The organism is Gemmatimonadaceae bacterium (assembly GCA_036003045.1).
Classification (GTDB): Bacteria; Gemmatimonadota; Gemmatimonadetes; order Gemmatimonadales; family Gemmatimonadaceae; genus JAQBQB01.
In genome coordinates, this window is sequence record DASYSS010000037.1 from 39750 (window position 1) to 66151 (window position 26402).

The window sequence follows — 26402 nt, forward strand, 5'->3', positions numbered from 1 at the left end:
CGGGGAAAGCTAAAGTGCGTGGAACGAGTTGTTCCACGCACTTTTCGCGCTGTCATGCGCGCGCTTCTCGCGGGCCGGGGTTATTCGGCGTCCGAGCCGCCGATGATCGCGGTCTCGGCGTCCTCGCCGGCTTCCTCGTCGTCGTCCGGGACGACGCGCGCGACGTCCATCACCAGATCGTCGGCATCCAGATTGACCAGCCGAACGCCCTGCGTGTTGCGTCCCGCGACCCGGATGCCCTTGACCGGCATGCGGATGGCGATTCCCTGCTTGGTGATGAGCATCAATTCGTCGTCCGGCAAAACTTCTTTGATCGAGACGGCGTCGCCGGTCTTGTCGGTGCGGTGGACGGTGATAATTCCTTTGCCACCGCGTTTCTGGACGCGGTACTCGTCAATGGGCGAACATTTGCCCATCCCTCGCTCGGTGACGACCAGCAGGTTCGCCTCGCGCTTGATGACGACCATACCGATGAGCCGGTCGTCCTTGGCCAGCTCGATGCCTTTCACTCCGGTCGTATCGCGTCCCATCTCACGGGCGTCCTGCTCGTGGAACCGGATCGACAGGCCATGCTGGGTGGCGAGGACGATGTCGTTCGTCCCGCTGGTCACCTGGACGTCGATCAGCTCGTCGCCGGCGTCGATCTTGATCGCCTTGATGCCGGTGGCACGGGGATTCGAGTATTGCGCCAGCGACGTCTTCTTCACCGTTCCGAGCTTGGTGGCGAAGAGCAGGAACTGATCTTCGGGGAAGTCGCGCACGGTCACGAGGGCCGAGACCGTCGTGTCGGGGGACACGTTGATCATGTTGACGATCGGCTTGCCCTTGGCGGCGCGTCCCGCCTGCGGGATCTCGTGAACCTTGAGCCAGAAACAGCGCCCGTCGTCGGTGAAGATCAGCACGTAGTCGTGCGTCGACGCGATGAACAGGTGCTCGATGAAGTCCTCGTCCTTGAGCGTCGCGCCGTTGTTGCCGCGTCCGCCCCGCCGCTGGCGCTTGTAGGTCGAGACCGAGGTGCGCTTGATGTAGCCGGAGTGCGAGATGGTGACGACCATCTCCTCTTCGGCGATGAGATCTTCGATCGTGAATTCACCTTCGTCGCTCGTAATTTCGGTGCGTCGCTCGTCGCCGAATTTCTTGGCGATCTCCGTGAGCTCGTCCTTGAGCACCCTCATCCGCTTGTCGCGCGAGTCGAGCAGCGCGCGCAGGTCCTTGATGACGGCGCGCACTTCCTTCAGCTCCTCGTCCAGCTTCTCGATCTCGAGACCGGTGAGCTTGGCGAGGCGCATGTTGAGGATCGCCTCGGCCTGACGCTCGGTGAGCTTGAAGCGCTTCTGGAGCTGCGTGTTGGCGACCGGCGTGTCCGACGCGCCGCGAATGACCTTGATGACCGCGTCGATACTGTCGACGGCGATCTTGAGCCCCTCGAGGATGTGCTCGCGCTCGAGTGCCTTGTCGAGGTCGAACTGCGTTCGGCGAACGATGACTTCGTGGCGGTGCGTGATGTAATGCTCGAGGCATTCCTTGACCGGCATCACCTTCGGCACGAGGCTGCCCGTCTGCGCGTCGGGAACCAGCGCGAGCATGATCACGCCGAACGTCGACTGCATCGCGGTGTGCTTGTACAACTGGTTCAGCACCACGCGCGGAATCGCGTCGCGCTTCAGCTCGATGACGATGCGCATCCCTTCCTTGTTCGACTCGTTCCGAAGGTCGGAGATGCCCTCGAGCTTTTTGTCGCGCACCAGCTCGGCGATGTTCTCGACGAGCTTCGCGCTGTTCACCTGATACGGGATTTCGGTGACGACGATCTGCGATTTGTTCGAGGATTCCTTCTCCTCGATCACCGCGCGGGCGCGCATGACGATGCGTCCGCGTCCGGTATCGAAGTAGTCCTTGACGCCCGCGCGGCCGTAGATGTAGGCGCCGGTCGGGAAGTCGGGACCCTTGATGAACTTGCGAAGGTCGGCCGGCGTCGCCTCGGGGTTGTCGATGAGATGGATGATCGCGGTGACGATCTCGCGCAGGTTGTGCGGCGGAATGTTCGTCGCCATGCCGACCGCGATCCCCGACGACCCGTTCACGATCAGGTTCGGCATTCCCGCGGGGAGCACGCTCGGCTCGGTGTCCGAGTCGTCGAACGTCGGTCCGAAGTTGACCGTGTTCTTGTCGATGTCGGCGACGAGCTCCAACGCCAGCGCCATCAGGCGCGACTCGGTGTAGCGGTACGCCGCCGCGCCGTCGCCTTCGACCGAGCCGAAGTTGCCCTGGCCGTCGATCAGCGGATAGCGCAGCGAGAAATCCTGCACCATCCGAACGAGCGCGTCGTACACCGACGAGTCGCCGTGCGGGTGATACTTGCCCAACACGTCGCCGACGACCGTCGCGCACTTCTTGTACGGACGTCCGGGTACGAGCCCGTTCTCCCACATCGAGTACAACACGCGCCGATGCACCGGCTTGAGACCGTCGCGCACGTCGGGGAGCGCGCGCGATACAATGACGCTCATCGAGTAGTTGATGAACGACTCTTTGATCTCGTCGTCGATCAGGCGCGGAAGAATGCGTTCGCGATTGTTCGGAGCGGTCATGGAAAACCGTGCGGGCCGGTAGGCGGTTTCGACCGTCGAAACGAACAGCGACGGCGCGATGTCAGGGGCTTTTCGGGAGACTCTGAAAGCTACCCGAACACCCTGCGAAAATCAACGCGCCGCGTGTCCCATAAGCCGTTCGAGCACAACGACTTACTCGGATGGACCGTCGCTCGGTTTTGCGGGTCGAGAGAGGGGCGCCAGCGACGGACCGCCGAGCGTCAGCTCTTCGGTTCGTTCGGCGGCACGGCCTGATTCACCTGCGGCGTCTTCCGGGCCCGTTCCGCCGCCTCTTCGGCGCGAATTTCCGCCTCGCCTTCCGCGTTCTCCTCGCGCTCGCGCGCCATCGCCTCGGCCCGCTCGCGACGATAGCGCTCGTACCATTCGCGCGTGATCTCGGCGGCGAGGTCGCGGTTGCCAAGCCCGAACGCCAAAGCGAGCGCGAACGCGATCGCGCCGAACAGAATCGCGAACGCAGTCGTGACGATGTCGGTGGCGATGCCGAGCTGCTGCAGCGCCATGAAGATCGCGAGGACGATGACGCCCCCGCGTCCGAGCCGGGCGAGCGCGCGGCCGCCGTGCACGGCGCCGGCCGACGCCGCGATCAAACCGCCGACGAATCCGCCGAGCACGATGCCGACGAGGATGATCACGATCGCCGCGATCACGCTCGGGATGTAGCTCACGAGCGTCGAGACGACGTTGGCCAGCGAGTCGAGCCCGAGCGCCTTCGCCGCGAGCAGGATCACCGTGAACATCACGAGCCAGAAAACGAGATTCGCCAGCACACGCACGGGATTCACGTGCGTGCCCGAGCGCTCGACGGCCTGGATCACCCCGCCGCGCACGAGCAGCTGGTTCAACCGAATCTTGCGCAGCCCTTTTTCGACGGCCTTCTCGAGCAGCTTCGCCAGGAGATAGCCGGCGAAGAGAATCACCAGCGCGCCGAACATCGCGGGCACGGTTTGACCGAGAAGGTCGCTCACCGCGCCGTGGAGTCGGTCGCTGAGGTTCGAGGTGTCCGGTTGCTGGGGTTGTGGCATTGGCGCTACCAATCTACCGGGAGCCGACTCGGCCGTCACGAAAGGGTGGACGGGGAGACCGTCGGACCGGTGGACCGGTCACGGCGAGAGAGCGGCCTTTTGCGCGCGCCGACGCCTCAGTTTCGCGTGCCGCGTTTTACGTCGAAGAGGACGCTCCGGCGGCACTCAGGACAGATCAGCCATTCGCGGCTTCGGGCGTAGCCGAGTCCGAACGACCCACCGCCGATTTTGCGGGCCGTCATCGTGGCGCCGTCGCGTGGGCAGACGAGAGGTTCGCCGGCCGCGAACCGCGCGCGAAGGACGCGCTCTTCTTCCGGGTCAAAGCGGGCCGACTGGTCGGTCACGAGACGTGCACCACGACCTTTCCGAAGCGCGCCGGGGCGCCCAGACGCTCGAACGCCGCGCGCCCGTCGTCGAGAGAGAACTCGCTGTCGATGACCGGCGGCAGCCGGCCGGCGCGAAACTCCGCGACCACCGCGTCGAACTCGTCGTCGTTGCCCATCGTCGACCCGAGGATCGACCACTGATTCCAGAAGAGGCGCCGCACGTCGGTCTCGACGATCGGCCCCGACGTAGCTCCGCAGGTCACGAGACGCCCGCGGCGCCCGAGAGCGAACAGCGACTGCGACCACGTGTCCTTTCCGACATTGTCGATGACGACGTCGATGCCGCGCTTGCCGGTGCGCTCGCGAACGGTGCGTCCCACCTCGGCGTGCTCGCGATTCAGCAGCTCGTCGGCCCCGAGCGTCGCGGCGCGTTCGAGCTTCTCGTCGCTCGACGAGACGGCCCACACGCGCGCCCCGATTTGCTTGCAGATCTGCAACGCCGCCAGCGCGACGCCGCCGCCGATGCCCCAGATCAACACGTTCTCCCCACGCTGCACCCTCGCCCGAGTCACGACCATGCGCCACGCGGTGAGCGCGGCCAGCGTGAACGCGCCCGCCTCGGCCGGCGCGCTTGTCGGCGGAATCGATCGAACGTTCGTGTCGGGCACCACCAGCAGCTCGGCGAGCGTCCCGGGATGATGTTCGCCGAGCAACCCAAAGCGCGGACACAGCGGCTGCTCGCCGGCGCGACAGTACTCGCATGTGCGATCGCTCAAGCCCGCGTTCACGACCACGTGATCGCCAGGCACGACCGACTTCACCGCGTCGCCGACCGACTCGACGACGCCGTAGGCGTCGCCACCGAGAATCCAGGGCGGTTTGATCGTCACGCCCGGCAGGCCCTCGACGACGAAGAGATCGAGGTGGTTGAGCCCAACCGATCGGACGCGAATGCGCACGTCGGCCGGCCGCTGGATCTCCGGCGGCGCGAGATCGCTGCGCACCTCGATGCGATCGAGTCCGCCGTGTGCCGAGATCGTCAGCGCGCGCATGCAGAAGGGTCGGTAATAGACGGCGTTATATTGAAGCCGTCCGTCAAGTTAGTTCCACCGTCCCGTGTCCACCGCATGACCGCCATCAAAGTTCCTCCGCTGGGTGAATCGATCACTGAGGCAACGGTATCGCGCTGGTTGAAGAACGAGGGCGATCCGGTCGCGGTCGGTGAGACGTTGGTCGAGCTCGACACGGACAAAATCACGGTCGAAGTCCCCGCGATGATGGCCGGCGTGCTGACGAAACGCGCGCACGCGGAGGGGGACGTGGTCAAGGTTGACGATTTTCTGGCCGAGATCGATGAGAACGCCGTGCCCACAACGGCCGCGGCGGCGGCCCCCTCTCCGCAGGCGAAGGCGGCCCCCGCAGCGGCTCCCGCAGCGGCTTCCGCCGCGTCGGCGAGCCCGCCAAAGGCAGCACCTCCGCCCGCGGCTCCCGCTCCACCCAAGGCACCCGCGGCGCAGGACGTCAGGGTGTCGCCCGCGGCCCAACGCGTGGCCGCCGAGCGAGGCATCGACGTCTCAACAGTTCAGGGGACGGGACGTGGTGGAGTCGTCAGCAAGCCCGACGTGATCGAGCGCGCGGAGCAACCGCCGCCGCCCGCGCCGCGCCCGCAGCCGATGCAACAGCCGCAGGTGGACGTCGTTCGGCCGACCGCGCCGAGCGCGGTGTTACCGGGAGTGGGCGACGGACGCGCGACCGGAGGGGGACAGCGCGAAACGCGCGAGAAGATGACGACGCGCCGCAAGCGCATCGCGGAAAATCTTCTCCAGTCGCAGCAGGCCACCGCACACCTGACGACGTTCAACGAGATCGACATGTCGACCGTCGTCTCGCTCCGTGAACGGCTGAAGGAACGCGTCGAGAAGGAACACGGCGTGAAGCTCTCGTTCATGCCGTTCTTCGTGAAGGCGGCGTGCATCGCGCTCGAGCAATTCCCAACCGTGAACGCGCTCGTCGACGGCGACACCATCGTCTACCGTCACTACGTGAACATGGGGATCGCCGTGGCGGTCGACGCGGGGCTCGTCGTGCCGAACATCAAGGACGCCGACCGGAAGGGCATGGTCGAAGTGTCGCGCGAGATCGGAGAACTGGCGAAGCGCGCGCGTGACACGAAGCTGACGATGGAAGACCTGACCGGCGGCACGTTCACGATCACCAACGGCGGTGTGTTCGGCTCACTCATCTCGACGCCGATCATCAACTACCCCCAGGTGGCAATCCTCGGCCTGCACAAGACGCAGGATCGCCCGGTGGCGATCAACGGCAAGGTCGAGATTCGCCCGATGATGTATGTCGCGCTCTCGTACGACCACCGGATCATCGAGGGCCAGCACGCGGTGCAGTTCCTCGTGCGTGTGAAGGAGCTGATGGAAGATCCGGCATCGATGCTGGTGAGTTGATCGACATGGGCACGTCATCGAATGCGACCGCGGCCGGACCGACGCCCGCGGATGTGGTGATCATCGGCGGTGGACCGGGCGGATACACCGCCGCGATCCGGGCCGCGCAGCTCGGGCTTTCCACCGTGTGCGTCGAGATGGACAAGACGCTTGGTGGTACATGCGTGAACGTCGGGTGCATTCCGTCCAAGGCGCTGCTGACGTCGACGGAGCACTTCGATTTCATGAAGCACGCGGCGGCCGCCCACGGGATCGGGGTCGGCGACCTGACGCTGGACCTCGCGACGATGCTGAGCCGCAAGGACGAGGTGGTGCGGCAAAACACGCGCGGCGTCGAGTTCCTGTTTCGCAAGAACAAGATCACGTGGGCGAAGGGGCGCGGAGTGTTGCGGGCGGGGAATGTCGTTGAGGTGGAGTCGGCCGGCGCGGGGGCGGCGGGGGGCCCCCCCGCTGAAAAAATCGCCACGTACCAGGCAAAGAACGTCATCATTGCCACCGGCTCCGTACCGATCGAGCTCCCCTTCCTCAAATTCGACGAAACGCGGATCCTCTCGAACGTCGGCGCCCTCACGATCCCGAAAGTCCCCGACCACCTCGTCGTCGTCGGCGGCGGCGTGATCGGCCTCGAGCTGGGCTCCGTCTGGAACCGCCTCGGCGCGAAGGTCACCATCGTCGAGCTCATGCCGACCATCCTCCCCGGCATGGACGACGACGTCATCAAAGAATCCGAGCGCGTCTTCCGGAAGCAGGGGCTCGACATTCGGACCAACACGAAAGTCGTGAACGGCGGCGCGACGGAAAACGGCGCCTTCATCGAAGTCGAGCGCGACGGAAAGCGTGAACGGATCGAGGGCGATCACGTCCTCGTCTCCGTCGGACGCCGGCCGTCGACGAACGGAATCGACGTCAAAACGCTGGGGCTCGACGTCGGCAAGCGCGGCGAAATCCTGGTCGACGATCAGCTGCACACGAACCTTCCCAACGTCTACGCGATCGGTGACTGCGTCCCCGGTCTCATGCTCGCCCACAAAGCCGAGCACGAAGGCGTCGTCGCGGCGGAAGTCATCGCGGGGCAGCCGTCGCACATGCATTACAAGGCGATCCCGAACGTCGTCTACACCTGGCCCGAGATCGCCGCCGTCGGCCTTACAGAACGGCAAGTCAAAGAGAGCGGCCGCGACTACCGGACCGGCAAGTTCCCATTCTCGGCCAACGGACGCGCGCGTTCGATGGGCGAAACGGCTGGCTTCGTGAAGTTCGTCGCCGACGCCAAGACCGACGAGCTGCTCGGCGCCCACATGGTGGGACCAAGCGCATCGGAACTCATCGCCGAGGTCGTGCTCGGGTTCGAGTACCGGGCGTCGTCGGAGGACATCGGGGTCACGATCCACGCGCACCCCACCCTGTCCGAGGTAACGAAGGAAGCGGCGCTTGCGACGCTCGGGCGCGCGTTGCAGATCTGAGGTCGTGACCGGCTACTTCGCGCTCGCGCCGCGCCCGCTGCTTCCCGAGGACTCGCAGGGAACACGCACCCTTCTCATGGGTGCGTTGGGCGTCACGCCATACATCGATCGCGCGATCGAAGTGCTCGCACTCGCCGAGCGCGGTCATGATCCTGAGCACAAAGCGCTCGTCATCGCGCGCGACGGAACGGTTGCCGGACTCGCGCTGTTCGGTCCGATCGCCGGCACCGCGCACGGCATGCGGCTGCACGTCGCCGTGTTGGCGCCGGGCGTCGATTCCGAGGACGTGGGCGACCGGCTGCTGAAGGCCGTCGCCGACGCCGCCCGCGCCGACGGGGCGACCTATCTCCTGGCCGAGCTCCCCGACGATCCCGCGCTCGGCACCGTCGTGGCGCTGCTCAGGCATCACGGCTTCAAGCAGGAAGCGCGCATCCCCGATTTCTACCGCGACGGCGTCGCGCTCACGTTGTCTCGCCTGCCGCTCTGACGCGGCCCCAGCCCTCTCGATGAAAATGAAAGCGATCGCTCTCTCCGCAGCCGCGACGCTGGCTCTCTCGGCGTGCACACATCCGACGACGAATCCAACCCCGGTGCCGGGCGAGCGGTTCGACGTCATCATCGAGAACGGACGCGTCGTCGACGGAACAGGCGCCGCGTGGTTCTACGGCGACGTGGGAATTCGCGGCGACCGGATCGCCGCGGTCATGCCGCGCGGACTCCTGCACAACGCGTCCGCTGCGACACGCGTCGACGCGCGGAACATGATCGTGGCCCCGGGCTTCATCGACATTCAGGATCAATCGGGCGGCCAACTGCTGCTCGGCGACGGCCGCCAACTCGGCAAGATCACGCAGGGCGTCACGACGGGAATCCTCGGCGAGGGCTCGACCCCCGCCCCATTGAATCCAGCGAATCTTCCGCCCGACGCGAGCGAGCTTCAGCGGCGTTTCGCGCAGCCGCACGGGTTCGACGCATGGCTGAGCGCGATGCAGGCGCACGGCATCTCGCAGAACGTCGGGTCGTTCGTCGGCGCCGGCACGATTCGGCAATACGGGATGGCGGAGCGCATGGGCGCGGCGACGGGCGCCACGCTCGACTCGATGCGCGCGGCGGTGCGGCGCGCGATGGAAGACGGCGCGTTCGGCATGGCGAGCGCGCTGATCTATCCGCCCAACACGTTCGCGACGACCGAGGAGCTGGTCGAAGAATCGAAGGCGATGTCGCCGTACGGCGGTGTCTACATCTCGCACATGCGGTCCGAGGCCGACCATCTCCTCGAGGCGGTCGACGAGGTCATTCGTATTTCGCGCGACGGCGGCGTGCCGGGCGAGATCTACCATCTCAAGGCGGCCGGCACCCGCAACTGGAGCAAGGAAGCGCCGATGATCGCCAAGATCGATTCGGCGCGCGCCGCGGGGATCGACGTGCAAGCGAACATGTACCCGTACACTGCCGGCGCGACGGGTCTCTCGTCGTGCCTGCCGCCGTCGTATTCGGCCGAGGGCAAGCTGTTCGACAACCTCGCGAGCGCCGAGATCCGCGCGAAGATCCACGAAGAAGTGGCGCATCCGACGAGCGAGTGGGAGAACCTCTGCGAGCTCGCGTCGCCGAGCGGCGTGTTGATCACCAATCTGCGCAAGCCGGAGAACCAGCAGTACATCGGCAAGCGGCTCGATGAAATCGCGCGACTGAAGAACGAGGACTATCTCGACGCGGCGATGGATCTCATCCTCAGTGAGCACAGTCGCGTGGAGACGACGTACTTTCTGATGAGCGAAGACAACGTCAAGCTCCAGCTGCGGCAGCCGTGGATGAAGATCGGAACGGATGCCGGCGGCCCCGACCCGGATAGCGTTCGCGCGCTCGTGCACCCGCGCACGTTCGGCAACTACCCGCGCATCCTCGGCAAGTACGTGCGCGACGAGAAGGTGATTCCGCTCGAGGACGCCGTGCGAAAAATGACGTCAGCCGTCGCGACGCGGCTGTCGATCAACGACCGCGGATTGCTGAAGCCCGGCATGTACGCCGACGTCGTCGTGTTCGATCCGGCGACGATCGCCGACCGCGCGACCTACGAGCAGCCGAAGCAGCTGTCGGTCGGCGTGCGCGACGTGTGGGTCAACGGCGTCCAGGTGCTGCGCGACGGCAAGCACACCGGCGCCACGCCCGGCCGTGCGCTGCGCGGCCCGGGCTATCGAACGTCGCGCTAACGAAGCGCCACTCCCGCTTTGGTCTTGTCGAGCACGAGCTGCTCGAGGTGGCCGGTTGAACCGCACGGGATGCGGTCGGTGCTTCCTTCCGTCACGTCCTGCCCCAGCGCGCTGAACGTGACCTGTACGGTGGTGCCGCCCTTTCCGTCGCCCGAGACGTTGGTGATGAGCGACATGTAGATGCGGTAGCTCGCCGCCTTGGCGCCGGTCATTCCCTGGCCGCAGTCGACGAAGAGCGTCATCGACTCGCCGGCCAAGGTGCGGGACTTATAGAAATTCTGATTGCCGAGCGTATGGGCGGTCGGATTCTCGATGCCCAGGGGAATCTCGAGCGAGGCGTACGCCTGCTTGGCGGCCGCCCACACGATGGCGGGATCGGCCGCGATGGTCACCGTCGACGGATGGGGCCTCTCGGCCTCCAGCCGCGCGTTCGATTGATCGCCGGCGTAGATGACCGCCGGTTTTGGATTGTACCCTTCGGGAGTGCTGCCGGAGCTCGCGCACCCGCCGAGCAGAATCAACAGCGCCACGCGCCGCATGTGTCCGCCAATTCGAAGTTGTTAACAACATGCGCGCCGGCGCGGCGGATGAAAAGACTCAGCGCTGGGGCGGGGCCGCCGGCGGGGGCGGCGGGGGGGGGGTGTCCCGGTGGCTGAGAATCTCCACGGCCAGCGGAAAAATGGCGTGGGCCCACTGCACGTACATCGCGGCCGAGGGGTGGAGTCCGTCCGCGGCGACCAGACCCCGATTCGCGCCCGCGAGACGAGACAGCGCGGTGATGTCGGCGTAGTGCGTTCCGGCGGCCAAGGCTTCGTCGTGGTTGACGGCGTTGAACGCGTCGATTTCCATAGCGATTTTGCGCCGGTCTCGACCCTGGGCGTAGGGAGTGACGCCCCAATCGGGGATCGAGATGACGATGACCGATTCGGGGCGTTTTCCGGCTTGGGTCATCGCGCGGCTCAGCACCAGCCGAAACTGCGGCCGGTATTCCTCGGGAGAGCGTCCGCGGTACTGGTCGTTCACGCCGATGAGCAGCGTGACCAGGTCGAACGGCCCGCGCGGGCGCGCTTCGTCGATCGCCGCTCCCAGATCGCGTGTCGTCCACGCGGTGCGCGCGATGATCTGCGGATCGGCGACATCGGTGCCGTGCGCGCGAAGGATCGACGCGAGGACGACGGGCCACCGGTCGTCCGACGACACCGACTCTCCGATCGTGTACGAATCCCCCAACGACAGAATTCTCGCGCTCGCGTCCCCACCCCCGCCGGACGGTGTCGGGTGCGTCATGGCTTCACGTAGCCGCCGAACACCAGATCCGCGTAGCCGCGCACCTCGCCGCCGGCGTAGCGCTTGGCGAACGAGTCGATCGTCTCGATCATCGACGTGCTGATGTTTCCGGGGCCGGGCACGTACAGGGGATGGACCATGCCGAGTCGCCCGAAATAGCTGCGAATGATCACGCTGGCGCTGTCTCGCGGCAGCGCCACGACGTTCCGGGCCCAGTCCTCGAAGCCGCCGTCACGGCCCAAGAGGTATTGCTCGACGTTCGAGAGGTAGAACGCGGAGATGGTGAGATGGTGTTCGGTGGCGTACTGGCCGATCGCCTTGATTGCCCTGTCGCCGGCGACGTTGCCCACGACGGGCACGATCAGATCGCGCGCTTCCATCGATCGCACGAAGTGAAACGGCTCTTCCTCGGCGAGGTAGCTCGCCGCGCGGCCGGTGCGGTCGGTGGCGAGCATGAGCTGCCGGAACGTCGGATAGTCCATCCGATTGTTGCGGCCGATGCTCGAGTAGCGCGTGTCGAGACCGTCGGCGATGAATTCGCTGCGATAGCGGTCGATCATCGCGCGGTCGTGCGAGTCGAGCGGGACGGCGTAGCTCGTGATCCGCTCGTTGCTCAGCCGGCGCGTCTCGGCGACGGCGGCGGAATCGGTCCCGGCGCGGTCCAGGTACGCGACGATGGAGCCGATCTGGCGGCCCGTCCATTTGTCGACGTCGGACGGAACGGGCTTCCCGAACAGGCGGCAGAGGAACTCCATTCGATTACGCGAAAGCGCGAACAGCGACTTGAAGAGCAGATGCTCGAGCAGGTTGTCGCGCCGGATGTCGAGCATGAACGCGATCGACGGCCGGATCAGCGCGACGTACGAAAAGTTCTGATCGGGTCCGACGCCGACGTAGACGCCGCCGTGCGTGCCGACTTTCGCGAGCTGAGTCGTGATTTGGAGATACGACTCCTCGTTCGAGATGATGTTGTCCGAATCGAAGTAGCCGGCGCTCTCGGACAGCCGCGCGACGAGCGCGGCGAAGCTGGAATCGGGCGCGCGCTGGGCGCGCGCCGTGGCGATTGCGGGTGTCGCCAGCACGAGCGCGTGCGCCAAAACGCTCGCGACCAGCCACGCGCGTGTCGCGGCTCGACGGGTGATCGACCTCACGTCGGAGAATCTATTGCTTGGAGGCTTGCGTCATGACGACGCGAAGGCGGTGAAGAAATGCCGTCGGTCCCGCACCGTCCGGCAGCGCCGCCAGCACTTGGCGGACGTCGTTCTCGCTGACGGCGAGCCCGGCACTGAGCGCGTTCGGATCGACGCCGACGCGCTGAAATTCGCGAAGCAACTGCTCGAATCGCTCTTCCTGGGACATTCAGCCCCCGCGAAACCCGGACGAAAAGCCGCCATTCGGGCGAGCATGCTACATGAGCCCGCCGAGCAAACTGCATACCTGGACGCGGGTTCGGTAGTCCGAGGTCGGCCCTTACAAAAGAGAAAGGCCGGCCCGAGTGGGCCGGCCTTTCGTTCGGGAACGGATTGGACCGTCAGCGCGCGATCATCATTACGGTGATCGTCACCGCGGCGGCAACCACGACGATGGCGGTCGCGGTCGTGAGCGCGAACTTGGGCGTCACGACGAACTCGCGGCGGTACCATGGCGTGATCACGACCGGGGCCGTCTGGGGCAGCGCATCCATGATGCGCGCTTCGACGTACGCCGGGGTGCGCATGCGGCGACGGCGCTCGACCTCGACGTTGATCTGCTTCCAGAACTCGACGTCGCGACCGGTTTCGCCCTTCCGCACGCTTGCTTCGGGCAATTCTCCATCTAGCCACGCGTGCACGGCCGGAGCGAGCACACGAGCATCGGTTTCCTGATGACCCAGCGGCACCTCTCTATCGGCGAGTGGACGCTCCTCTTCGGTGCGTCGCCGCGCGCGATCGTGAAAGTGTCCGTCGAACCCGCTGAGGCCGTCGTCGGAGCGGAGATCGTCAATCATTAAGCGTACTTCTCCTCTAAGAGTGCCTGGAGTGCCTCGCGCGCACGATGAACGCGCATCTTAAGCGCTCCAACTGTGGTACCGAGTAGGTCGGCCATCTCCTCGTAGGAGCGGCCTTCGACGTGCTTCATCACGAATGCCTCGCGAAGCGACGCGGGAAGCGTCGTCAACGCGCGGTCCAGATCACTGCGCAGCTCCGTCCGATCCAACTCTTCATCGGGCGTCGCATAGGCAGAAGGCTGGTCGTCTTCGTCGTAGCTCAGGTGAGACCGACGAATGTTTTTGAGCCAATCCTTGCAGCCGTTCGCGACTATCCTGAATACCCAAGCATCGAAACGTCCGCGCACCTCCGCGAGGTGTTGGTACGCTTTGATGAAGCTGAGCTGCAGGATGTCTTCGGCAACGTCGGGGCTTCCCGTCATGCAAAGCGCATGTCGGTACAGCGGATCGCTGTATCGCGTGATCAGGATCTTGAACGCGTCCCGGTTGCCGGCCAGAACACGCTGGATCACGAGTTGATCAGTGTTTTCCTGATCAACGACGGTTTGATCAGCCCGCAGAACCGCCTCCGTCGTCTTCACGACAACAGAGTAATTCGGTTGCCGCGCTTCGGACAGTGCGCGAGCTCCGCTTCGCTGCTCCAGAAGGGTCGCCACGTGATCAAGACGAAGCACCTCGGCAAGGGTAACAAAGGGTTGCAACGAATTCTCGCGGGTAAAGTCGCGAGACTCTGTAATCAAGCTTCGGCTGTATCACGACGATGCGCCGTCGGCCGGCAAGGGTGTAACGTTTTTGAACACATCCCAGCCGAAGCGCCGAATAATACCGGAATGTTCACCAAGAGCGGGAGGAGGGTATCTCACTCGCCCCGGCACGCTCGGCGACACGCCGGTGAGCGCCGAAGCGTTTGTGTCGCGCAGCGACTCGAGAACCGTTCGAACGACTCCGTTCGGCACGCCCGCGCGGTCCAGACGCCTGCCCCAATGCGCCGCGGGCTGCGTCGCCAACTGCTCGGCGAATGCGGCGACGATCCGTTCCCGCTGCCGGAGTCGACCCGCGTTGGTCGACATCGAAGGATCGTCGGCAAAACGATCGAGCCCCAGCGCGCGCGCGCACCCGACCCACTGGGCGTCGCTGCCCACCGCGATGACAATCGGCCGGTCCGCCGCCCGAAACATCTGATAAGGAACCAAATTCGCGTGCGCGTTTCCCCAGCGCCGAGCCTCGTGACCCGTGACGAGTGAGTTCTGGGCGACGTTCACCAGCGCGGCGCGCGCTGAATCGATGAGAGAGATCGAGAGCCGAGCGCCCTTCCCCGTCATTCCGCGGCGGACCAGCGCCGCGAGGACGGCGATCGTCGCGTCCTTTCCCGCAAGCACGTCGGCCAGGGCGACGCCCGCTTTCATCGGGTCGCCGTCCGGTTCTCCCGTGATCGCCATCCACCCGCTTTCGGCTTGCGCCACGAAATCGTAGCCCGGCCGGCGAGTACCCGGACCGAACCCTGTCACCGTGCACCAAATGAGCTCCGGCCTCCGCTCACACCACTCGGCCGCCCCCAGCCCGCGCCGGTCGAGGACACCCGGGAGGAAGTTGTCTACCACGACGTCGGCTTCCGCGAGCAACCGCTCGACGTCTTCGCGCCCAGCGTCTTGGTTGAGGTCGGCGGCCAGTCCGAGCTTGTTTCTATTGATACTGAGGTAGTAGGCGCTTCGGCCTTCGGCGTCGAACGGGGGGCCCCAGGTCCGCGACTCATCGCCTGATCCAGGCTTTTCGACCTTGATGACGTCGGCCCCAAGATCCCCGAGCAGCATGGTGCAAAGCGGGCCGGCGAGGACACGCGTAAGGTCCAGAACTTTGATTCCGGAGAGCATTACTGTCGCGTGAGTGTCGTGTTACTAGCTATAAGATGGTTCAATCGAACAGGAAGTGCTGGCGGACGATGGCCCAGCTTTCAGTACGGTCGAACCTGTCTTGCATAGCTAACGCAAAATCATATACTTCCGCCGTTCTAAGCCCCGGCTGCCGAAGTTAGCGCGCCTAACCGCGCGCGACAACGAGCAGTCTCGCGGATCATCGACTCGCCCGCCTGCTCGATCCTCACGGACACGTCACTGTTATGGCGGAAAAACCGCATCCATCGCAGCCGGGCGAACCCTCCGATCCGAACGCGCCTTTCCCCGCGGTTCGTCGCGCGCCCGGACATCGCATGGACGTCCGCGATACGGTGGCGGAGCTGGCGGAACGAGCTCAGGCGATCAGCCAGGAAGCAGGGACGAAAGTCTCCGCGGCGATGAAGGGCGTCATTGGCGGCGCCGCCGGAATCGCGGGATTCGCCATCGAAAGCGCGCGCGACCTCGTTCAATACATGGTACGTCGCGGGCAGATGACTCCCGAAGAAGGCGAGCGGCTGATCCGTGAAGCCGAAGCCGCCCACGAAAAGAAATCGCCGGGCGAAAAGGGAAAGGCAACGGCGACCAAGCTCGCGGCCGAACGCGCCGCCGTCGCCAAAGCGGAAGCCGCCGCGCGATCAGCGGCGGCGCACGCGGCTCCCTACGCGAGACCGATTAGCAAAACGCCGGCGGTCTCTCACCCGAGCGTGGCGAAGCCTGGCGCACCGAGCGGGACGAACAAATCGGCCGCACCGCCGCCCGCGAGGACCGCGGCGCCCAAGGCCGCCGTTCCGGTCGCGAAGCCGAAAGCGGTCAAGCCGGTGAAAGCCGAGAAGCCGGCCAAAGCGGCGAAGCCGGTGAAAAAGAAGAAGTAGTCAGGCGCGACGAGCGGCGGCGGTGCGCAACGCAAGCACGGCGTCCAGCAACTCCAACATCTCCTTCGGCGATCCGACGAAAAACTCGGCGGACGTCGGCCGGGCGTGCAGCACCGGTTCGACGGCGACCGTCACGGACGTGGGCGCGCGCCCACGCACGGCGCGGAGCATGTCTTCGTCCGTCTCATCGTCGCCGGCGCACAGTATGGATGCGCCGTGGTTCAGCGCGCCCAGTCGCATGGCCAACGCGACAGCGGCGGTGCCCTTGTTGATCCGAACGGGCGGGCGGAGCTCGAAAACCTCTTTGCCGCCGGTGACATCGAGCTCGAGCTCGCGCGCGATCTTCCGCACGCGGTGTCCGAGCTCAGGGAGCGCGTCGCGCTCGGCCAGCCGGTAATGGACGCTGAGCGTCCACCTCTTGTTTTCGAGGATCGTTCCGGGGACGCCGCGAATCAGTTGGGCGAGACGTGCCGCCGCGACCTCCACCGGATGACGAAACTGGGCGACTTCGCCCGGGACGTTTGGTTCTTCACCGGGTGCCGCGGCCTCGATGCCATGATTCCCGATGTACCACGCGCCCGTCACGCCCACGAGTCGTCGCGCGTCCTCGACGGAACGGCCGGTGACGATGGCGACGTGCACGCCGCCCGCGACTGTCAGCTCATCGAGTGAGTCGCGTGCGTGCTCTGACACGACTGCCGCGGCCGGCGTCGCGGCAATCGGCGTGAGCGTGCCATCGATGTCGAGCAACAACAGCAGCGGAGTTCCAACTAGGCGCGCCGCGAGATCCATGGGAACGGGCAGCGCGGGGGTTGTCATCGTTTACGCGGGTTCGGGCTGGGGCCAGAGCCCCATGATCTGGGCGGAACGCTCGAGAATCGACTCGAGCCAATCAAAGATGGTCGAGTTGTGAAGCTGTCGCCGCATGCGATGCATACGTCGCCGCCTCTCCTCGGGGGACATGGACAGCGCCGACCGGATCGCCGCGACGAAACCGTCGATGTTGAACGGATTGATCAGCACGGCGCCGTCGATCTCTTCCGCTGAACCGGTGAACCGGCTCAACAAGAGGACGCCGCGCTCGTCGAGCTGGCAGGCTACGAACTCCTTCGCGACGAGATTCATGCCGTCCTGTAGCGAGGAGACGATGCACATGTCGCCGGCGCGATATACGGCGGCGAGAAGGTCCGCGTCGACGTTTTCGCTGATCAGCACGATCGGCGTCCAGTGCGGATTGCCGAAGCGGGCGTTGATCGACGTCACCGCGTCGACGACGTCGCGCTCGAGCGTCGTGTACGCCGGGACGTCGCTGCGCGACGGCGTACACACGAAGATGAACGTGAACTGTTCGCGCAGCTCGGCCGACTCGGTCCACAGCGTGTCGAGCGCGCGGATGCGTTCGAGAATTCCCTTCGTGTAGTCGATCCGGTCGACGCAGACACCCAGCTGGCGCGTCGGCGCGTGGCGCGCGCGCAGCGTCTTGCTGAGCGCGCGGCTCGCCGGCGAGCCGGCCATTTCCTCGAAATGGGCGACGTCGATGCTGATTGGAAACGCGCCGATGTGCACCGCGCGATCGCGAAAGTGCACGACCTGGGTCGCGCGGTCGATGCGCGCCTCGGGCACGAAGCGGGCGACGCAATCGATGAAGTTCGCGACGTAGCGCTCGATCTGAAATTCGACGAGATCGTTGCCGAGCATCCCGCGCAGCACCGCCTCGTTCGTCCTCGACGGCAACAGTTGTAGGATGTCCGGCGGCGGAAAGGGAATGTGCCAGAACTGGTGGATGAACAACTGCGGGCGCATCGCGCGAAGCAGCGCGGGAACGAGCGAGAAGTGGTAGTCCTGAATCCAGACGGCGACTTTTCCCGGAGCCCGCTCCGCCTCGTCGGCGACGGCGTGCGCGAAGCGGAGGTTCACGTCGCGATAGCGGTTCCAGTACTCCGCGCGATACTCGAAGTGCTGGATGAGCATGTGGCACAGCGGCCAGAGCGCGCGGTTGGCGAATCCATGGTAGTAGCCTTCGACGTCCGCCTCGTCGAGCCACACTCGCCGCAGCGTGTACGAATCTTCGCCCGGTGGAACCGCCAGTCGCCCCATTTCGTCGGCGGCTTCGCGGTCGGCGGAGCCGGACCCCCAGGCGACCCAGGTGCCGTGCGTGCGGCGCATCGTGGGATCGAGCGCGCTCACCAAACCGCCGGCGGGTTGCTTTACTTCGGGCGTGCCCTCGACGCCTTCCACGTGCTCGTACGGCTCGCGGTTCGAAACAAGAATGAACTTGCAGTCGGCGAGATAGTTCGTGAAATCGAGCATTAGAGGCGAAAGGGTTGCAACAGCCATGCCCGATTCAACCTACGGCGACCGCGGTTTCGCGGGTCGCGGAACTGGCGCGCGGCGGCGGGCCGAACGATCATTTGTCCCCGGTGAGTGAAACGATCATCACGCGCGCACCCACGCGCATCGACTTCGGCGGCGGTTGGACCGACGTGCCACCGTACTCGGACGAAGTCGGGGGCTTCGTGTGCAACGTCGCGATCAGCCGCTACGCCACCGTGGAGGTGACGAAACGCGACGCGTCGGACGGCGGCGGCGGACCGGCGAGCGCATCGACGTCAGCCGGCGACCAATCGATCGCGCTCGCCGCGGCGCGCCGATTTCGATTGTCCGACGCGCACATCGACGTACAGAGCGATTTTCCGGCAGGCGCTGGACTGGGCGGCTCCTCGGCGGTCGGCGTCGCTATCGTGTCCGCGCTCGCCGCTGCGAGTGGCGAGTCGATGGATCGCACCGCGCTCGCCGAACTCAGCCGATCCATCGAAATCGGCGACCTCGGCATCCCCGGCGGACGGCAGGATCACTACGCGGCCGCCTATGGTGGCGCACTCGGGCTTCGGTTTTCGCGCGACGGCGTCGACGTGCGCGACATTCCGCTCAGCTCACAAACGCGCGCCGAGCTCGAGCGACGGTGCATCGTGATCTACACGGGGCAGAGCCGCATCTCGGGCGAGACGATCGACGCGGTGCTCGGCGCCTACGCCCGCCACGAGCCGCGCGTCATGTCCGCGCTCGCCGGTATGCGCGAAACCGCCGAACGAATGGCCGATTCGCTGGCGGCGGGAGACGTCGACGCACTCGCGGCGCTCGTCGCCGAACAGTGGATGCACCAGCGCTCGCTGCATCCGGCGATTCCGACGCCGTTGATCGACGAGATTATAGAAAGGGGCACTAACGCCGGGGCGACCGGAGCGAAAGCGCTCGGGGCGTCGGGCGGAGGATGCGTGCTGCTCATCGCGCGCGATGGACGCGCCGACGAAGTGAAAAGCGTGGTCGCCCCGCTGGGTGAGATCCTGCCGTTCGCCATCGACGAACAGGGAGTCCAGCTTTGTCGATAGCCCGCGGAGACGCGGTCGCGCTGACGCGAGAACTCGTGCGCGTGGACTCGAGGAATCCGTCGCTCGTCGCCGGGGGACCGGGCGAGAATGCGGTGGCGAAAGCGCTGGCGACGGTGCTGCAAGACTGGGGGATGCGCGTCGACTTGCAGCACGCCGCTCCGCAGCGGCCGAACGTCATCGCGCGCGCCGGAAAATCCGGCGGGCGAACGCTGATGTTCAACGGACACCTCGACGTCGTCGGCGTGGAAGGAATGTCCCACGCGCCATGGGATGCGTTTCAGCGCGAGGGACGCATCTATGGACGCGGATCCGCGGACATGAAGGCCGGCGTCGCCGCCATGTGCGCGGCGGCCGCGCGCGCCGCGGACGAGCTCGAGGGACAAGTCGTGATCACCGCGGTCGTCGACGAAGAATTCGAGAGCATCGGCACGCGCGCGCTCGTCGCGGCGGGGGTTCGCGCCGACGCCGCGGTCGTCACCGAGCCGACCGGGCTCGCCGTCATGCCGGCGCACCTGGGGTTCGTGTGGGCCGACGTGACGGTGTTCGGCCGCGCCGCGCACGGGAGCCGTTGGGAGCTCGGCGTCGACGCGATTCGTCACGCGGGCTTCTTCCTCACCGAGCTCGATCGCATCGACGCGGAGGAGTTGACCCAGAAGGCGCACCCGCTGCTCGGACGTCCGTCGGTGCACGCGTCGCTGATCGAAGGTGGAACCGGGATGTCCACCTACCCCGATCGGTGCACGATCCGCATCGAGCGCCGTACGATTCCCGGCGAGAGGCCGGCGGACGTAGAGCGCGAGCTGCGCGAAGCGTGCGCGCGAGTCGTCGAGTACCGGCCCGGTTTCCAAGCCGGCGTTCGCGTCACGTTTTCGCAGGAGCCGTCGGACGTAGCGGTCGAGGCGCCGATCGTGCGCGCGCTTTCACAAGCCATTTGCGACGACGACGACGAGCCGCGCATCGCCGGAATGTCGGCGTGGACCGATGCCGCGATCCTCAACGCCGCCGGCATTCCCGCGATCTGCTTCGGTCCGGGCGACATCGCGCTGGCGCATTCGGCGGAGGAGTACGTTCCGATCTTCGAGATCGAGCGCGCGACGACGATTCTCGCGTCGCTCGCCAAACGGTGGTGCTCGGCACGTATCTCGTGACTCAGCTGACCCACCGCGAGTACGACACGCTCGAGCGGGCAGTGTCGCGAGGGACGCGCGTCGCGATCAGCCGACCCGGCCGGCGCGAGATCGTGCTGGTCCCGCTTTCGCTTTCGGTGAATGACGGCCGAGAGGTCATCAAAGCTCGCAACCCCACCACCGGCGACGAGCTGACCATCTACCTGGACGAAGTGGAACGAATCGAGGCAGTTACGTGAGTCACTCGAGGGACGTGAGCGGCGGGCGGGGTCGATGACCCACGACGGGTCCGGAAGCCCGCTACGGCCGATCGCCATCTTCGCGGACGAATCGTGCCTGGGAAACGGCCGCGAAGGGAGTAACCCGGGCGGGGCGGCGGGCGTCATCGAGTATGTGAGCCCCTCGGGGCGGCTCTCGCGCCACGACTACTGGGTGTCGGAGCCGGCCACCACGAACAACCGAATGGCGCTGCGCAGTGCGACCGAGGCGCTGCGCGGCATTTCTCGGAAGGGCGTGCGGTTCCGCGTCTCGTTCACGAGCGACTCACAGTACTTGGTGAAAGGGATGAGCGAGTGGGTTCGCGGCTGGGAAGCGCGCGGGTGGCGGAAGAAGGACGGGCCGATCCTCAACCTGGAGTTGTGGCAGGAGCTCGTCGAGGAGGCGCGCCGGCATCAGGTGTCGTGGCATTGGGTGCGCGGCCACGAGGGACACCCGCAGAACGAGTACGCGAACGATCTCGCCGTACGCGCCGCCAAGGAACAGTCATCGTCGAAGGGCATCGTCGATTCGCATTTCGATGAATGGCTGGCGGCAGAACGCGAAAAGGGACGGGTCAAATGAAGAAAGCAATCGTGGCGTTGATCGTCGGGCTCGCGATGGGGTATCACTGGGGGTACGGTGAAGGGAGCGACGGCAAGCCCTCGGTCGCGCTTCGCGTACTCGATAAATTCGGTGCGACCAATCTGAAGAACGCGCAGGCCGCGCAGGACAAACGCATCGAAGACGCCAGCAAGCCGTAACGACCCGACCCCCACCCCCGCCCCGCCTCATGGACAACCTCGATCGGATGTACCGACATCTGGTGAGGGTCATTCGTTCGCGGTTCCCACAACATCTCGCCCAACCGTTTTCCGTCGCCGATCTCAATCAGACGATCCTTCCGTATCGTCTGCACCGTCGCGAGCTCGGCCTCGAGACGAACGACGACTATGAGATCACGCTCACGGAGCTCGTCTCGGGTTCGCGCGACTACCTGATCGTCGACGACAGGCTGCGCGACACACTGGGCGCGGCGCTGGCGAATGTGAATCCGGATCCGTCGGCGTTCAAACAGTTCGCGCAGGCGATGGTCGCCCTCTCGCCGAGCGCGCTGCGCAGTCTCGACATCGGGCTGGATGAAAGCGCGAACCCTGCGCCGGCCAACGGACCGGCTCCGCCTTCGTCGACTCCGCCTCCGCCCCCGCCCCCGCCCTCTGCTCAGCCCCCGCGAGCCGCGGCGCCGGCTGAACGACCGAAACAGAGGCCTGCCGCACCGCCCGCGGCGCCGCCTGCCCCGCCGCCAGCTCCGCCGGCGGCAGCCGCTGCTTCACCGCCCGCCTCCCGCGCGCCGGCAGTTACGCCAAAGGCGACGCCGGCATCGATGCCCACGCCCACAACGACAACAAAAACGAGCGGCGGGGTAAGAGTCGTTGTTCCCCAGGCGGGCGATCGGTGTCGTTCATGCAGTGAACCGCTGCCGACCGGTCGTCCTATTACGTTCTGTCCACACTGCGGCCAGAACGTCACGACCTTGAACTGCCCGGCGTGCGGCGCGGAGCTGGAGCTAGGATGGAAGTTTTGTCCTTCATGCGGACGGCCCGCCGCGGCGAAGTAGAATCGCCGCGGAACCCGCGGTTTGCGCAAATGCGCGCCGCCGGGCGTATTGCGCTCCTGCTTGCCGCCACGGCGTGCGTCGCTACCGCCGGGGGTGGGAGTCGCAACGCGCGCCGCGCCGCGCCGCGGAGAAATCGCGCGGCCACTCAGACGGCGCAGCTGACGCAACAGCGCGGATGGCGGGTAACCACCGCGGAGCAGGTCGATTTGTGGCTGCACGGCTTCGCGCTGCTCACGAGCGACACGGGTCGGGTGCCGTTCTTCGCGCGCGGATACAAGCAGCAGATCACCGCCCTCAAGCAGCAGCGCAACGTGTTCTCGCTGCTCGACGCGAATCGGGCGGAGCTCTCGGCGCGCTTCGCGACAAACCCGGAGCTCGCCAACGCGCAATTCCTCGCGATGTACTTCTCGTCGTTCCAGGAGATCGTGAGCGCGACGGACTATTTCATCCGTTCGGGCGGCAATCCGCGCGCGTCCGCGGTCCCGGCGATCCAGCAGCAGATCGCGCTCTTGGCCGCGAATTTTCGTACGGACGCCGATCGCAAATGGCTCCGTCTCTTCGTGCAGAGCCTCGACGACGAGGACAAAAAATTCTATCACGAGTACTGGACCGCGGAGCAGCAGACGCGAGGCGCCGCGTTCGCGCAGGCCGTGTCGCAGTGGAACAGCACGTGGTACCCGAAGCTGACGCGTTTTCTCAACAATACGCAGCAAGGATCCGGCGAAGTCTTCTTGTCGCTCCCGTTGGGCGGCGAGGGGCGGACCGTGAATAACGGCAAACAGTCGAACATCATCGCGGTCGAATTCCCGAAAACCGTCGATGCCGCGTCCACGGTTCTCTTCGCGGTCGCCCATGAGGCGGTCGCCAGCGTCGTGGATGACGCGATCCACGACAACACGACGCCTGCCGAACAGCGATCCGGCGCGACCGGCGGCTATGTCGGCAACGGAGCCGTGCGGGGCGGCGCCATCCTGATACAGCGCATCGCGCCGGAGCTCGTCCCGGCGTACATGCGCTACTACCTCGCCACGGCCGGTGTCGCGGGCATCGCCGGCGAACCGTCGGCCACCTTCGCGAGCACGTTCCCGCTGCCGCAGTCGATCGTCGACGCGATCGCCCGTCAGATCGACGTCGTGCTCGGCGGTATCTGACTGGTCGCGGTACTCAGGGTGAGACTGTCCTCCGCGGAAGACGTCGGGCGGCTCGGCGCGTGATCGCTCGACCGCCACAAGACCTCGCGTCGCTTGGCCGGTGGTCAGTCGAGCGCGGGCTTGAAACAGGGAGACAGGCGGGGCGGTAAAGCTGTATCATCGTTTCGAACCGAAGGTAACTTTCGGTATGTCCGACGTACCGGCACCCCGCCCGTCTTCCTCCTCGCGCATCGATCGTAGCGCGCTCGAGCGCGTGCTGGCGCGCGCCGCCGAGCTTCAAGGCAAGTCGGCGGACGCCGATCCCAGCGAAGAGTTCACCGAAGAACAGCTGATCGAGCTCGGGAAAGAGGTGGGGCTTTCGGCGCAGAATCTTCGTCAGGCACTCGCCGAGGAGCGGACGCGGTCGGTGCTGCCGGAGGAGGAGGAGGGCGGCGTTTTCGCTCGGATCATCGGCGCGACGCGCGTCGCCGCGGCGCGGACGGTGGACGGTAAACCAGCGGACGTGCTGCAGGCGATCGACGCGTGGATGCAACGGCAGGAGCTGCTGATCGTGAAGCGGCATCACGGCGACCGAATCGTCTGGGAGCCGCGCCGCGATTTCTTCGTCGGCTTGAAGCGCGCGCTCAAGGCGGGCGGTCGCGACTACGCACTATCGCGCGCGTTCGAGGTCGCCGCGACGGCGATTCCGGTCGACGACACGAGAACGCACGTCGCGCTCGACGCCGATTTTCGAACGCATCGCTCTTTGGCGGCGGGACAGATCGGCGCAACCTCCTTCTTCGGCGCGGCGACGACGGCGTCGTTGCTCGCCATGCACGTCTTTCCGCCGATCGCGCTCGTGCCGGTGATCGCCTTGCCGATCTTCGGCGTCGCCGGCGCGCGCGCGGCGCACAACCGGGTCCTTCCGCGCGCTCAGCTCGCCCTCGAGCAACTTCTCGATCGCCTCGAGCGCGGCGACGTCTCGCGTCGTGGCGGTGCCGACGCGCTGTTGGGCGCGATCGTCGCGGCCGCGACGGCGATTCCGACGCGGAGATTTTAGCTGGCCGCCGTTAAACCCAACCAATTCCGCGGCGTCTTCCGGACCGACCCGGACGCACTCGACGTCTACTCGGAATCCGCCGGAATCGCGCGAAGCATTCCGATGGCGGTCGCGGTTCCGGCCGACGTCGATGATCTCTCACTTTTGGTGCGGTGGGCGCGAGGGCAGTCGCTGCCGTTGATCGCACGCGGCTCCGGGAGCAGCATGCCCGGCGGCGCAATCGGTGACGGGGTGATCGTTGATCTCAGCCGATGGCGCGACATCTCGGCGATCGACGCGCGATCTCCGACGATGCGGGTGGGACCTGGCGTGCTTCGCGACGAGGTCGAAGCCGCGGCGCGCGCGCACGGATTGCGCTTCCCCGTGGATCCGTCGAGCGGCGCCTTTTGTACCGTCGGCGGGATGACGGCGACGAACGCGGCCGGTCCGCATTCGATGCGCTTCGGATCGATGCGGGTGTGGGTCAGCGCCATCGATTGCGTCTTCGACGACGGATCGCGCGCCGAAGTGCGTCGCGGTGTGCCGTGGCCGACCGGCGTGCCGGCGATCGATCGATTCGCGTCGATCGCCGAGAAGCTCAAGAGTGCCGAAGGAGCGACGCCTTCCGTTCACGCCGGCGTGTCGAAGGACTCGTCCGGTTACGGTATCGCGAAGTTCGCCGCGTCCGGCGATCTCGTGGATGTTCTGGTAGGCAGCGAGGGCACGCTGGCGTTTTTCACGGGCATCGAGATCATGCTGGCATCGGCGGCGGGTGCGACGAGCAGCGTGTTCGGCGCATTTTCGACGCTCGACGACGCGGTGACGGCGGCGATCCGCGCGCGCGACGCCGGTGCCGTCGCGTGTGAGTTGCTCGACCGAACCTTCCTCGACGTCGTAGCAACCGGCGCTGGAATCGGTGCGAATGCGGTTCCTGCGGACGCTGAAGCCGCCCTCTTGGCGGAAATCGAGGGAACCAATGCCGAAACGGCGGGATCGTCGGCGCGAAGAGTGGAGCAACTCTTCCGAGAATCGCGCGCGATCGGCGTCCGTGTTGCGCTCGACCGGCCGACCGAGACCGAGCTTTGGGAGCTGCGCCACGCCGCGAGCCCGATTCTCTCGCGCCTCGATCCGAATCTAAAATCGATGCAGTTCATCGAAGATTGCGCTGTCCCGCCGTCGGCGCTTCCGGCGTACGTTCGCGGAGTTCGGCGCATCTTGGCGGACAACGATACGCGGGGCGTCATCTTCGGACATGCGGGCGATGCGCACGTTCACGTCAATCCGCTCGTCGACGTGCGTCGTTCCGACTGGCGCGATCGGGTCGCGCGAATTCTCGACGCGGTCACCGATCTGACCGCCTCGCTCGGCGGAACGCTGACCGGAGAGCATGGCGACGGCCGTTTGCGTACGCCGTTGATGCCCCGCGTGTGGAGCACGGAGGCGCTTCGTCGATTCGGCGAAGTCAAGCGCGCGTTCGATCCGGCGGGCATCCTGAATCCGGGAGTGAAAGTGCCCGTCGCGGGCGAATCGCCGCTCGGGGGGGGCGACATCAAATACGATCCGAATCTCGCGCCGCTGACGACACGGGCACGTTCGGCGCTCGAAACGGTCGACGCCCGGCGCGCGTACGCGCGGTCGCGTCTCGATCTACTCGGCGGCGCGTAACCGACGAACGCTGCGGCTTGTTTCGAGCGGCGAGATCCCGTTGATTTCG

At 66.0% G+C, this 26402-nt stretch carries 25 protein-coding genes; 13 read left to right on the forward strand and 12 right to left on the reverse strand.

Translation table 11 applies throughout. From position 1 onward, the window contains the following. Positions 1-80: 80 nt before the first annotated feature. The 3 genes from gyrA to VGQ44_09110 form a co-directional block, all read right to left on the reverse strand. On the reverse strand, positions 81-2591 hold the full coding sequence (gene gyrA, locus VGQ44_09100) for a DNA gyrase subunit A (GenBank protein ID HEV8446967.1): 2511 nt from the start codon (positions 2589-2591) through the stop codon (positions 81-83). 221 nt (positions 2592-2812) lie between these two features. Further along, the gene (locus VGQ44_09105; GenBank protein HEV8446968.1) at positions 2813-3634 is read right to left on the reverse strand and encodes a hypothetical protein; all 822 of its coding nucleotides are present in this window, start codon (positions 3632-3634) and stop codon (positions 2813-2815) included. Positions 3635-3974: 340 nt separating this feature from the next. Beyond that, positions 3975-5012: a zinc-binding dehydrogenase gene (locus VGQ44_09110; protein ID HEV8446969.1), complete on the reverse strand. Its 1038-nt coding sequence runs from the start codon at positions 5010-5012 to the stop codon at positions 3975-3977. 75 nt (positions 5013-5087) lie between these two features. Here VGQ44_09110 and odhB point away from each other — a divergent pair, with 75 nt between their 5' ends. From odhB to VGQ44_09130, 4 genes are read left to right on the forward strand one after another with little or no spacing between them, the layout of a single operon-like run. Then, on the forward strand, positions 5088-6419 hold the full coding sequence (odhB, locus tag VGQ44_09115) for a 2-oxoglutarate dehydrogenase complex dihydrolipoyllysine-residue succinyltransferase (protein HEV8446970.1): 1332 nt from the start codon (positions 5088-5090) through the stop codon (positions 6417-6419). 5 nt (positions 6420-6424) lie between these two features. Further along, positions 6425-7882 (forward strand): dihydrolipoyl dehydrogenase, encoded by a 1458-nt coding sequence (gene lpdA / locus VGQ44_09120; GenBank protein HEV8446971.1) that lies wholly within the window; start codon positions 6425-6427, stop codon positions 7880-7882. A gap of 4 nt (positions 7883-7886) precedes the next feature. After that, positions 7887-8369 (forward strand): GNAT family N-acetyltransferase, encoded by a 483-nt coding sequence (locus VGQ44_09125; GenBank protein ID HEV8446972.1) that lies wholly within the window; start codon positions 7887-7889, stop codon positions 8367-8369. Between the two features lie 19 nt (positions 8370-8388). Beyond that, entirely contained in the window at positions 8389-10092 is a 1704-nt protein-coding gene (locus VGQ44_09130; GenBank protein ID HEV8446973.1) for a D-aminoacylase, read from the forward strand. Here VGQ44_09130 and VGQ44_09135 read toward each other — a convergent pair. From VGQ44_09135 to VGQ44_09165, 7 genes are all read right to left on the reverse strand, one after another. Then, on the reverse strand, positions 10089-10631 hold the full coding sequence (locus VGQ44_09135) for a hypothetical protein (protein HEV8446974.1): 543 nt from the start codon (positions 10629-10631) through the stop codon (positions 10089-10091). The two genes, VGQ44_09130 and VGQ44_09135, sit on opposite strands and share 4 nt — an antisense overlap. A gap of 58 nt (positions 10632-10689) precedes the next feature. Beyond that, positions 10690-11379, reverse strand: coding sequence for an SGNH/GDSL hydrolase family protein (locus VGQ44_09140; protein HEV8446975.1), 690 nt, complete (start codon positions 11377-11379; stop codon positions 10690-10692). Next, positions 11376-12530, reverse strand: coding sequence for a hypothetical protein (locus tag VGQ44_09145; protein ID HEV8446976.1), 1155 nt, complete (start codon positions 12528-12530; stop codon positions 11376-11378). The genes VGQ44_09140 and VGQ44_09145 overlap by 4 nt, the downstream gene beginning before the upstream one ends. A gap of 10 nt (positions 12531-12540) precedes the next feature. Beyond that, complete coding sequence (locus VGQ44_09150; GenBank protein HEV8446977.1) at positions 12541-12738, reverse strand: hypothetical protein; 198 nt, start codon at positions 12736-12738, stop codon at positions 12541-12543. Positions 12739-12910: 172 nt separating this feature from the next. Further along, positions 12911-13366 carry a hypothetical protein gene (locus VGQ44_09155; protein ID HEV8446978.1) on the reverse strand — a complete coding sequence of 152 codons (456 nt, stop codon included), beginning with the start codon at positions 13364-13366 and terminating at the stop codon, positions 12911-12913. Further along, complete coding sequence (locus VGQ44_09160; GenBank protein HEV8446979.1) at positions 13366-14067, reverse strand: RNA polymerase sigma factor; 702 nt, start codon at positions 14065-14067, stop codon at positions 13366-13368. The genes VGQ44_09155 and VGQ44_09160 overlap by 1 nt, the downstream gene beginning before the upstream one ends. A 51-nt stretch (positions 14068-14118) precedes the next feature. Then, complete coding sequence (locus VGQ44_09165) at positions 14119-15237, reverse strand: CoA transferase (protein ID HEV8446980.1); 1119 nt, start codon at positions 15235-15237, stop codon at positions 14119-14121. A 335-nt stretch (positions 15238-15572) separates the two neighbouring features. Here VGQ44_09165 and VGQ44_09170 point away from each other — a divergent pair, with 335 nt between their 5' ends. Continuing rightward, entirely contained in the window at positions 15573-16130 is a 558-nt protein-coding gene (locus tag VGQ44_09170; GenBank protein HEV8446981.1) for a hypothetical protein, read from the forward strand. Here VGQ44_09170 and otsB read toward each other — a convergent pair whose 3' ends face one another. Together otsB and VGQ44_09180 are read right to left on the reverse strand one after the other, a co-directional pair. Beyond that, positions 16131-16949: a trehalose-phosphatase gene (gene otsB, locus VGQ44_09175; protein HEV8446982.1), complete on the reverse strand. Its 819-nt coding sequence runs from the start codon at positions 16947-16949 to the stop codon at positions 16131-16133. It abuts the gene before it with no gap. A gap of 3 nt (positions 16950-16952) precedes the next feature. Beyond that, a complete protein-coding gene (locus VGQ44_09180; protein HEV8446983.1) occupies positions 16953-18440 on the reverse strand; it encodes a trehalose-6-phosphate synthase in 1488 nt (495 codons plus the stop codon). Positions 18441-18550: 110 nt separating this feature from the next. Between VGQ44_09180 and VGQ44_09185 the strand changes: the two genes are divergently transcribed. The 8 genes from VGQ44_09185 (at position 18551) to VGQ44_09220 (ending at position 26353) form a co-directional block, all read left to right on the forward strand. Then, positions 18551-19519: a hypothetical protein gene (locus VGQ44_09185; GenBank protein ID HEV8446984.1), complete on the forward strand. Its 969-nt coding sequence runs from the start codon at positions 18551-18553 to the stop codon at positions 19517-19519. Next, complete coding sequence (locus tag VGQ44_09190) at positions 19510-20667, forward strand: ArgE/DapE family deacylase (GenBank protein HEV8446985.1); 1158 nt, start codon at positions 19510-19512, stop codon at positions 20665-20667. Before VGQ44_09185 ends, VGQ44_09190 begins: the two co-directional genes overlap by 10 nt. Next, positions 20664-20885, forward strand: coding sequence for a hypothetical protein (locus VGQ44_09195; GenBank protein HEV8446986.1), 222 nt, complete (start codon positions 20664-20666; stop codon positions 20883-20885). Before VGQ44_09190 ends, VGQ44_09195 begins: the two co-directional genes overlap by 4 nt. Before the next feature lie 34 nt (positions 20886-20919). Continuing rightward, positions 20920-21486: a ribonuclease H gene (locus tag VGQ44_09200; protein HEV8446987.1), complete on the forward strand. Its 567-nt coding sequence runs from the start codon at positions 20920-20922 to the stop codon at positions 21484-21486. Next, complete coding sequence (locus VGQ44_09205; protein HEV8446988.1) at positions 21483-21665, forward strand: hypothetical protein; 183 nt, start codon at positions 21483-21485, stop codon at positions 21663-21665. The genes VGQ44_09200 and VGQ44_09205 overlap by 4 nt, the downstream gene beginning before the upstream one ends. A gap of 808 nt (positions 21666-22473) precedes the next feature. After that, positions 22474-23670 carry a hypothetical protein gene (locus VGQ44_09210; GenBank protein HEV8446989.1) on the forward strand — a complete coding sequence of 399 codons (1197 nt, stop codon included), beginning with the start codon at positions 22474-22476 and terminating at the stop codon, positions 23668-23670. Positions 23671-23857: 187 nt separating this feature from the next. Then, positions 23858-24709 carry a hypothetical protein gene (locus VGQ44_09215; protein HEV8446990.1) on the forward strand — a complete coding sequence of 284 codons (852 nt, stop codon included), beginning with the start codon at positions 23858-23860 and terminating at the stop codon, positions 24707-24709. Between the two features lie 102 nt (positions 24710-24811). Beyond that, entirely contained in the window at positions 24812-26353 is a 1542-nt protein-coding gene (locus tag VGQ44_09220) for an FAD-binding oxidoreductase (GenBank protein HEV8446991.1), read from the forward strand. The last annotated feature ends 49 nt before the right edge of the window (positions 26354-26402 follow it).

Coding starts and splice junctions, on each gene's coding strand:
- gyrA (HEV8446967.1), bottom strand. CDS start 2,591: ATGACCGCTCCGAACAATCGCGAACGCATTCTTCCGCGCCTGATCGAC.
- VGQ44_09105 (HEV8446968.1), bottom strand. CDS start 3,634: ATGCCACAACCCCAGCAACCGGACACCTCGAACCTCAGCGACCGACTC.
- VGQ44_09110 (HEV8446969.1), bottom strand. CDS start 5,012: ATGCGCGCGCTGACGATCTCGGCACACGGCGGACTCGATCGCATCGAG.
- odhB (HEV8446970.1), top strand. CDS start 5,088: ATGACCGCCATCAAAGTTCCTCCGCTGGGTGAATCGATCACTGAGGCA.
- lpdA (HEV8446971.1), top strand. CDS start 6,425: ATGGGCACGTCATCGAATGCGACCGCGGCCGGACCGACGCCCGCGGAT.
- VGQ44_09130 (HEV8446973.1), top strand. CDS start 8,389: ATGAAAATGAAAGCGATCGCTCTCTCCGCAGCCGCGACGCTGGCTCTC.
- VGQ44_09135 (HEV8446974.1), bottom strand. CDS start 10,631: ATGCGGCGCGTGGCGCTGTTGATTCTGCTCGGCGGGTGCGCGAGCTCC.
- VGQ44_09140 (HEV8446975.1), bottom strand. CDS start 11,379: ATGACGCACCCGACACCGTCCGGCGGGGGTGGGGACGCGAGCGCGAGA.
- VGQ44_09150 (HEV8446977.1), bottom strand. CDS start 12,738: ATGTCCCAGGAAGAGCGATTCGAGCAGTTGCTTCGCGAATTTCAGCGC.
- VGQ44_09155 (HEV8446978.1), bottom strand. CDS start 13,366: ATGATTGACGATCTCCGCTCCGACGACGGCCTCAGCGGGTTCGACGGA.
- VGQ44_09165 (HEV8446980.1), bottom strand. CDS start 15,237: ATGCTCTCCGGAATCAAAGTTCTGGACCTTACGCGTGTCCTCGCCGGC.
- VGQ44_09170 (HEV8446981.1), top strand. CDS start 15,573: ATGGACGTCCGCGATACGGTGGCGGAGCTGGCGGAACGAGCTCAGGCG.
- otsB (HEV8446982.1), bottom strand. CDS start 16,949: ATGACAACCCCCGCGCTGCCCGTTCCCATGGATCTCGCGGCGCGCCTA.
- VGQ44_09180 (HEV8446983.1), bottom strand. CDS start 18,440: ATGCTCGATTTCACGAACTATCTCGCCGACTGCAAGTTCATTCTTGTT.
- VGQ44_09200 (HEV8446987.1), top strand. CDS start 20,920: ATGACCCACGACGGGTCCGGAAGCCCGCTACGGCCGATCGCCATCTTC.
- VGQ44_09205 (HEV8446988.1), top strand. CDS start 21,483: ATGAAGAAAGCAATCGTGGCGTTGATCGTCGGGCTCGCGATGGGGTAT.
- VGQ44_09210 (HEV8446989.1), top strand. CDS start 22,474: ATGGAAGTTTTGTCCTTCATGCGGACGGCCCGCCGCGGCGAAGTAGAA.
- VGQ44_09215 (HEV8446990.1), top strand. CDS start 23,858: ATGTCCGACGTACCGGCACCCCGCCCGTCTTCCTCCTCGCGCATCGAT.
- VGQ44_09220 (HEV8446991.1), top strand. CDS start 24,812: ATGGCGGTCGCGGTTCCGGCCGACGTCGATGATCTCTCACTTTTGGTG.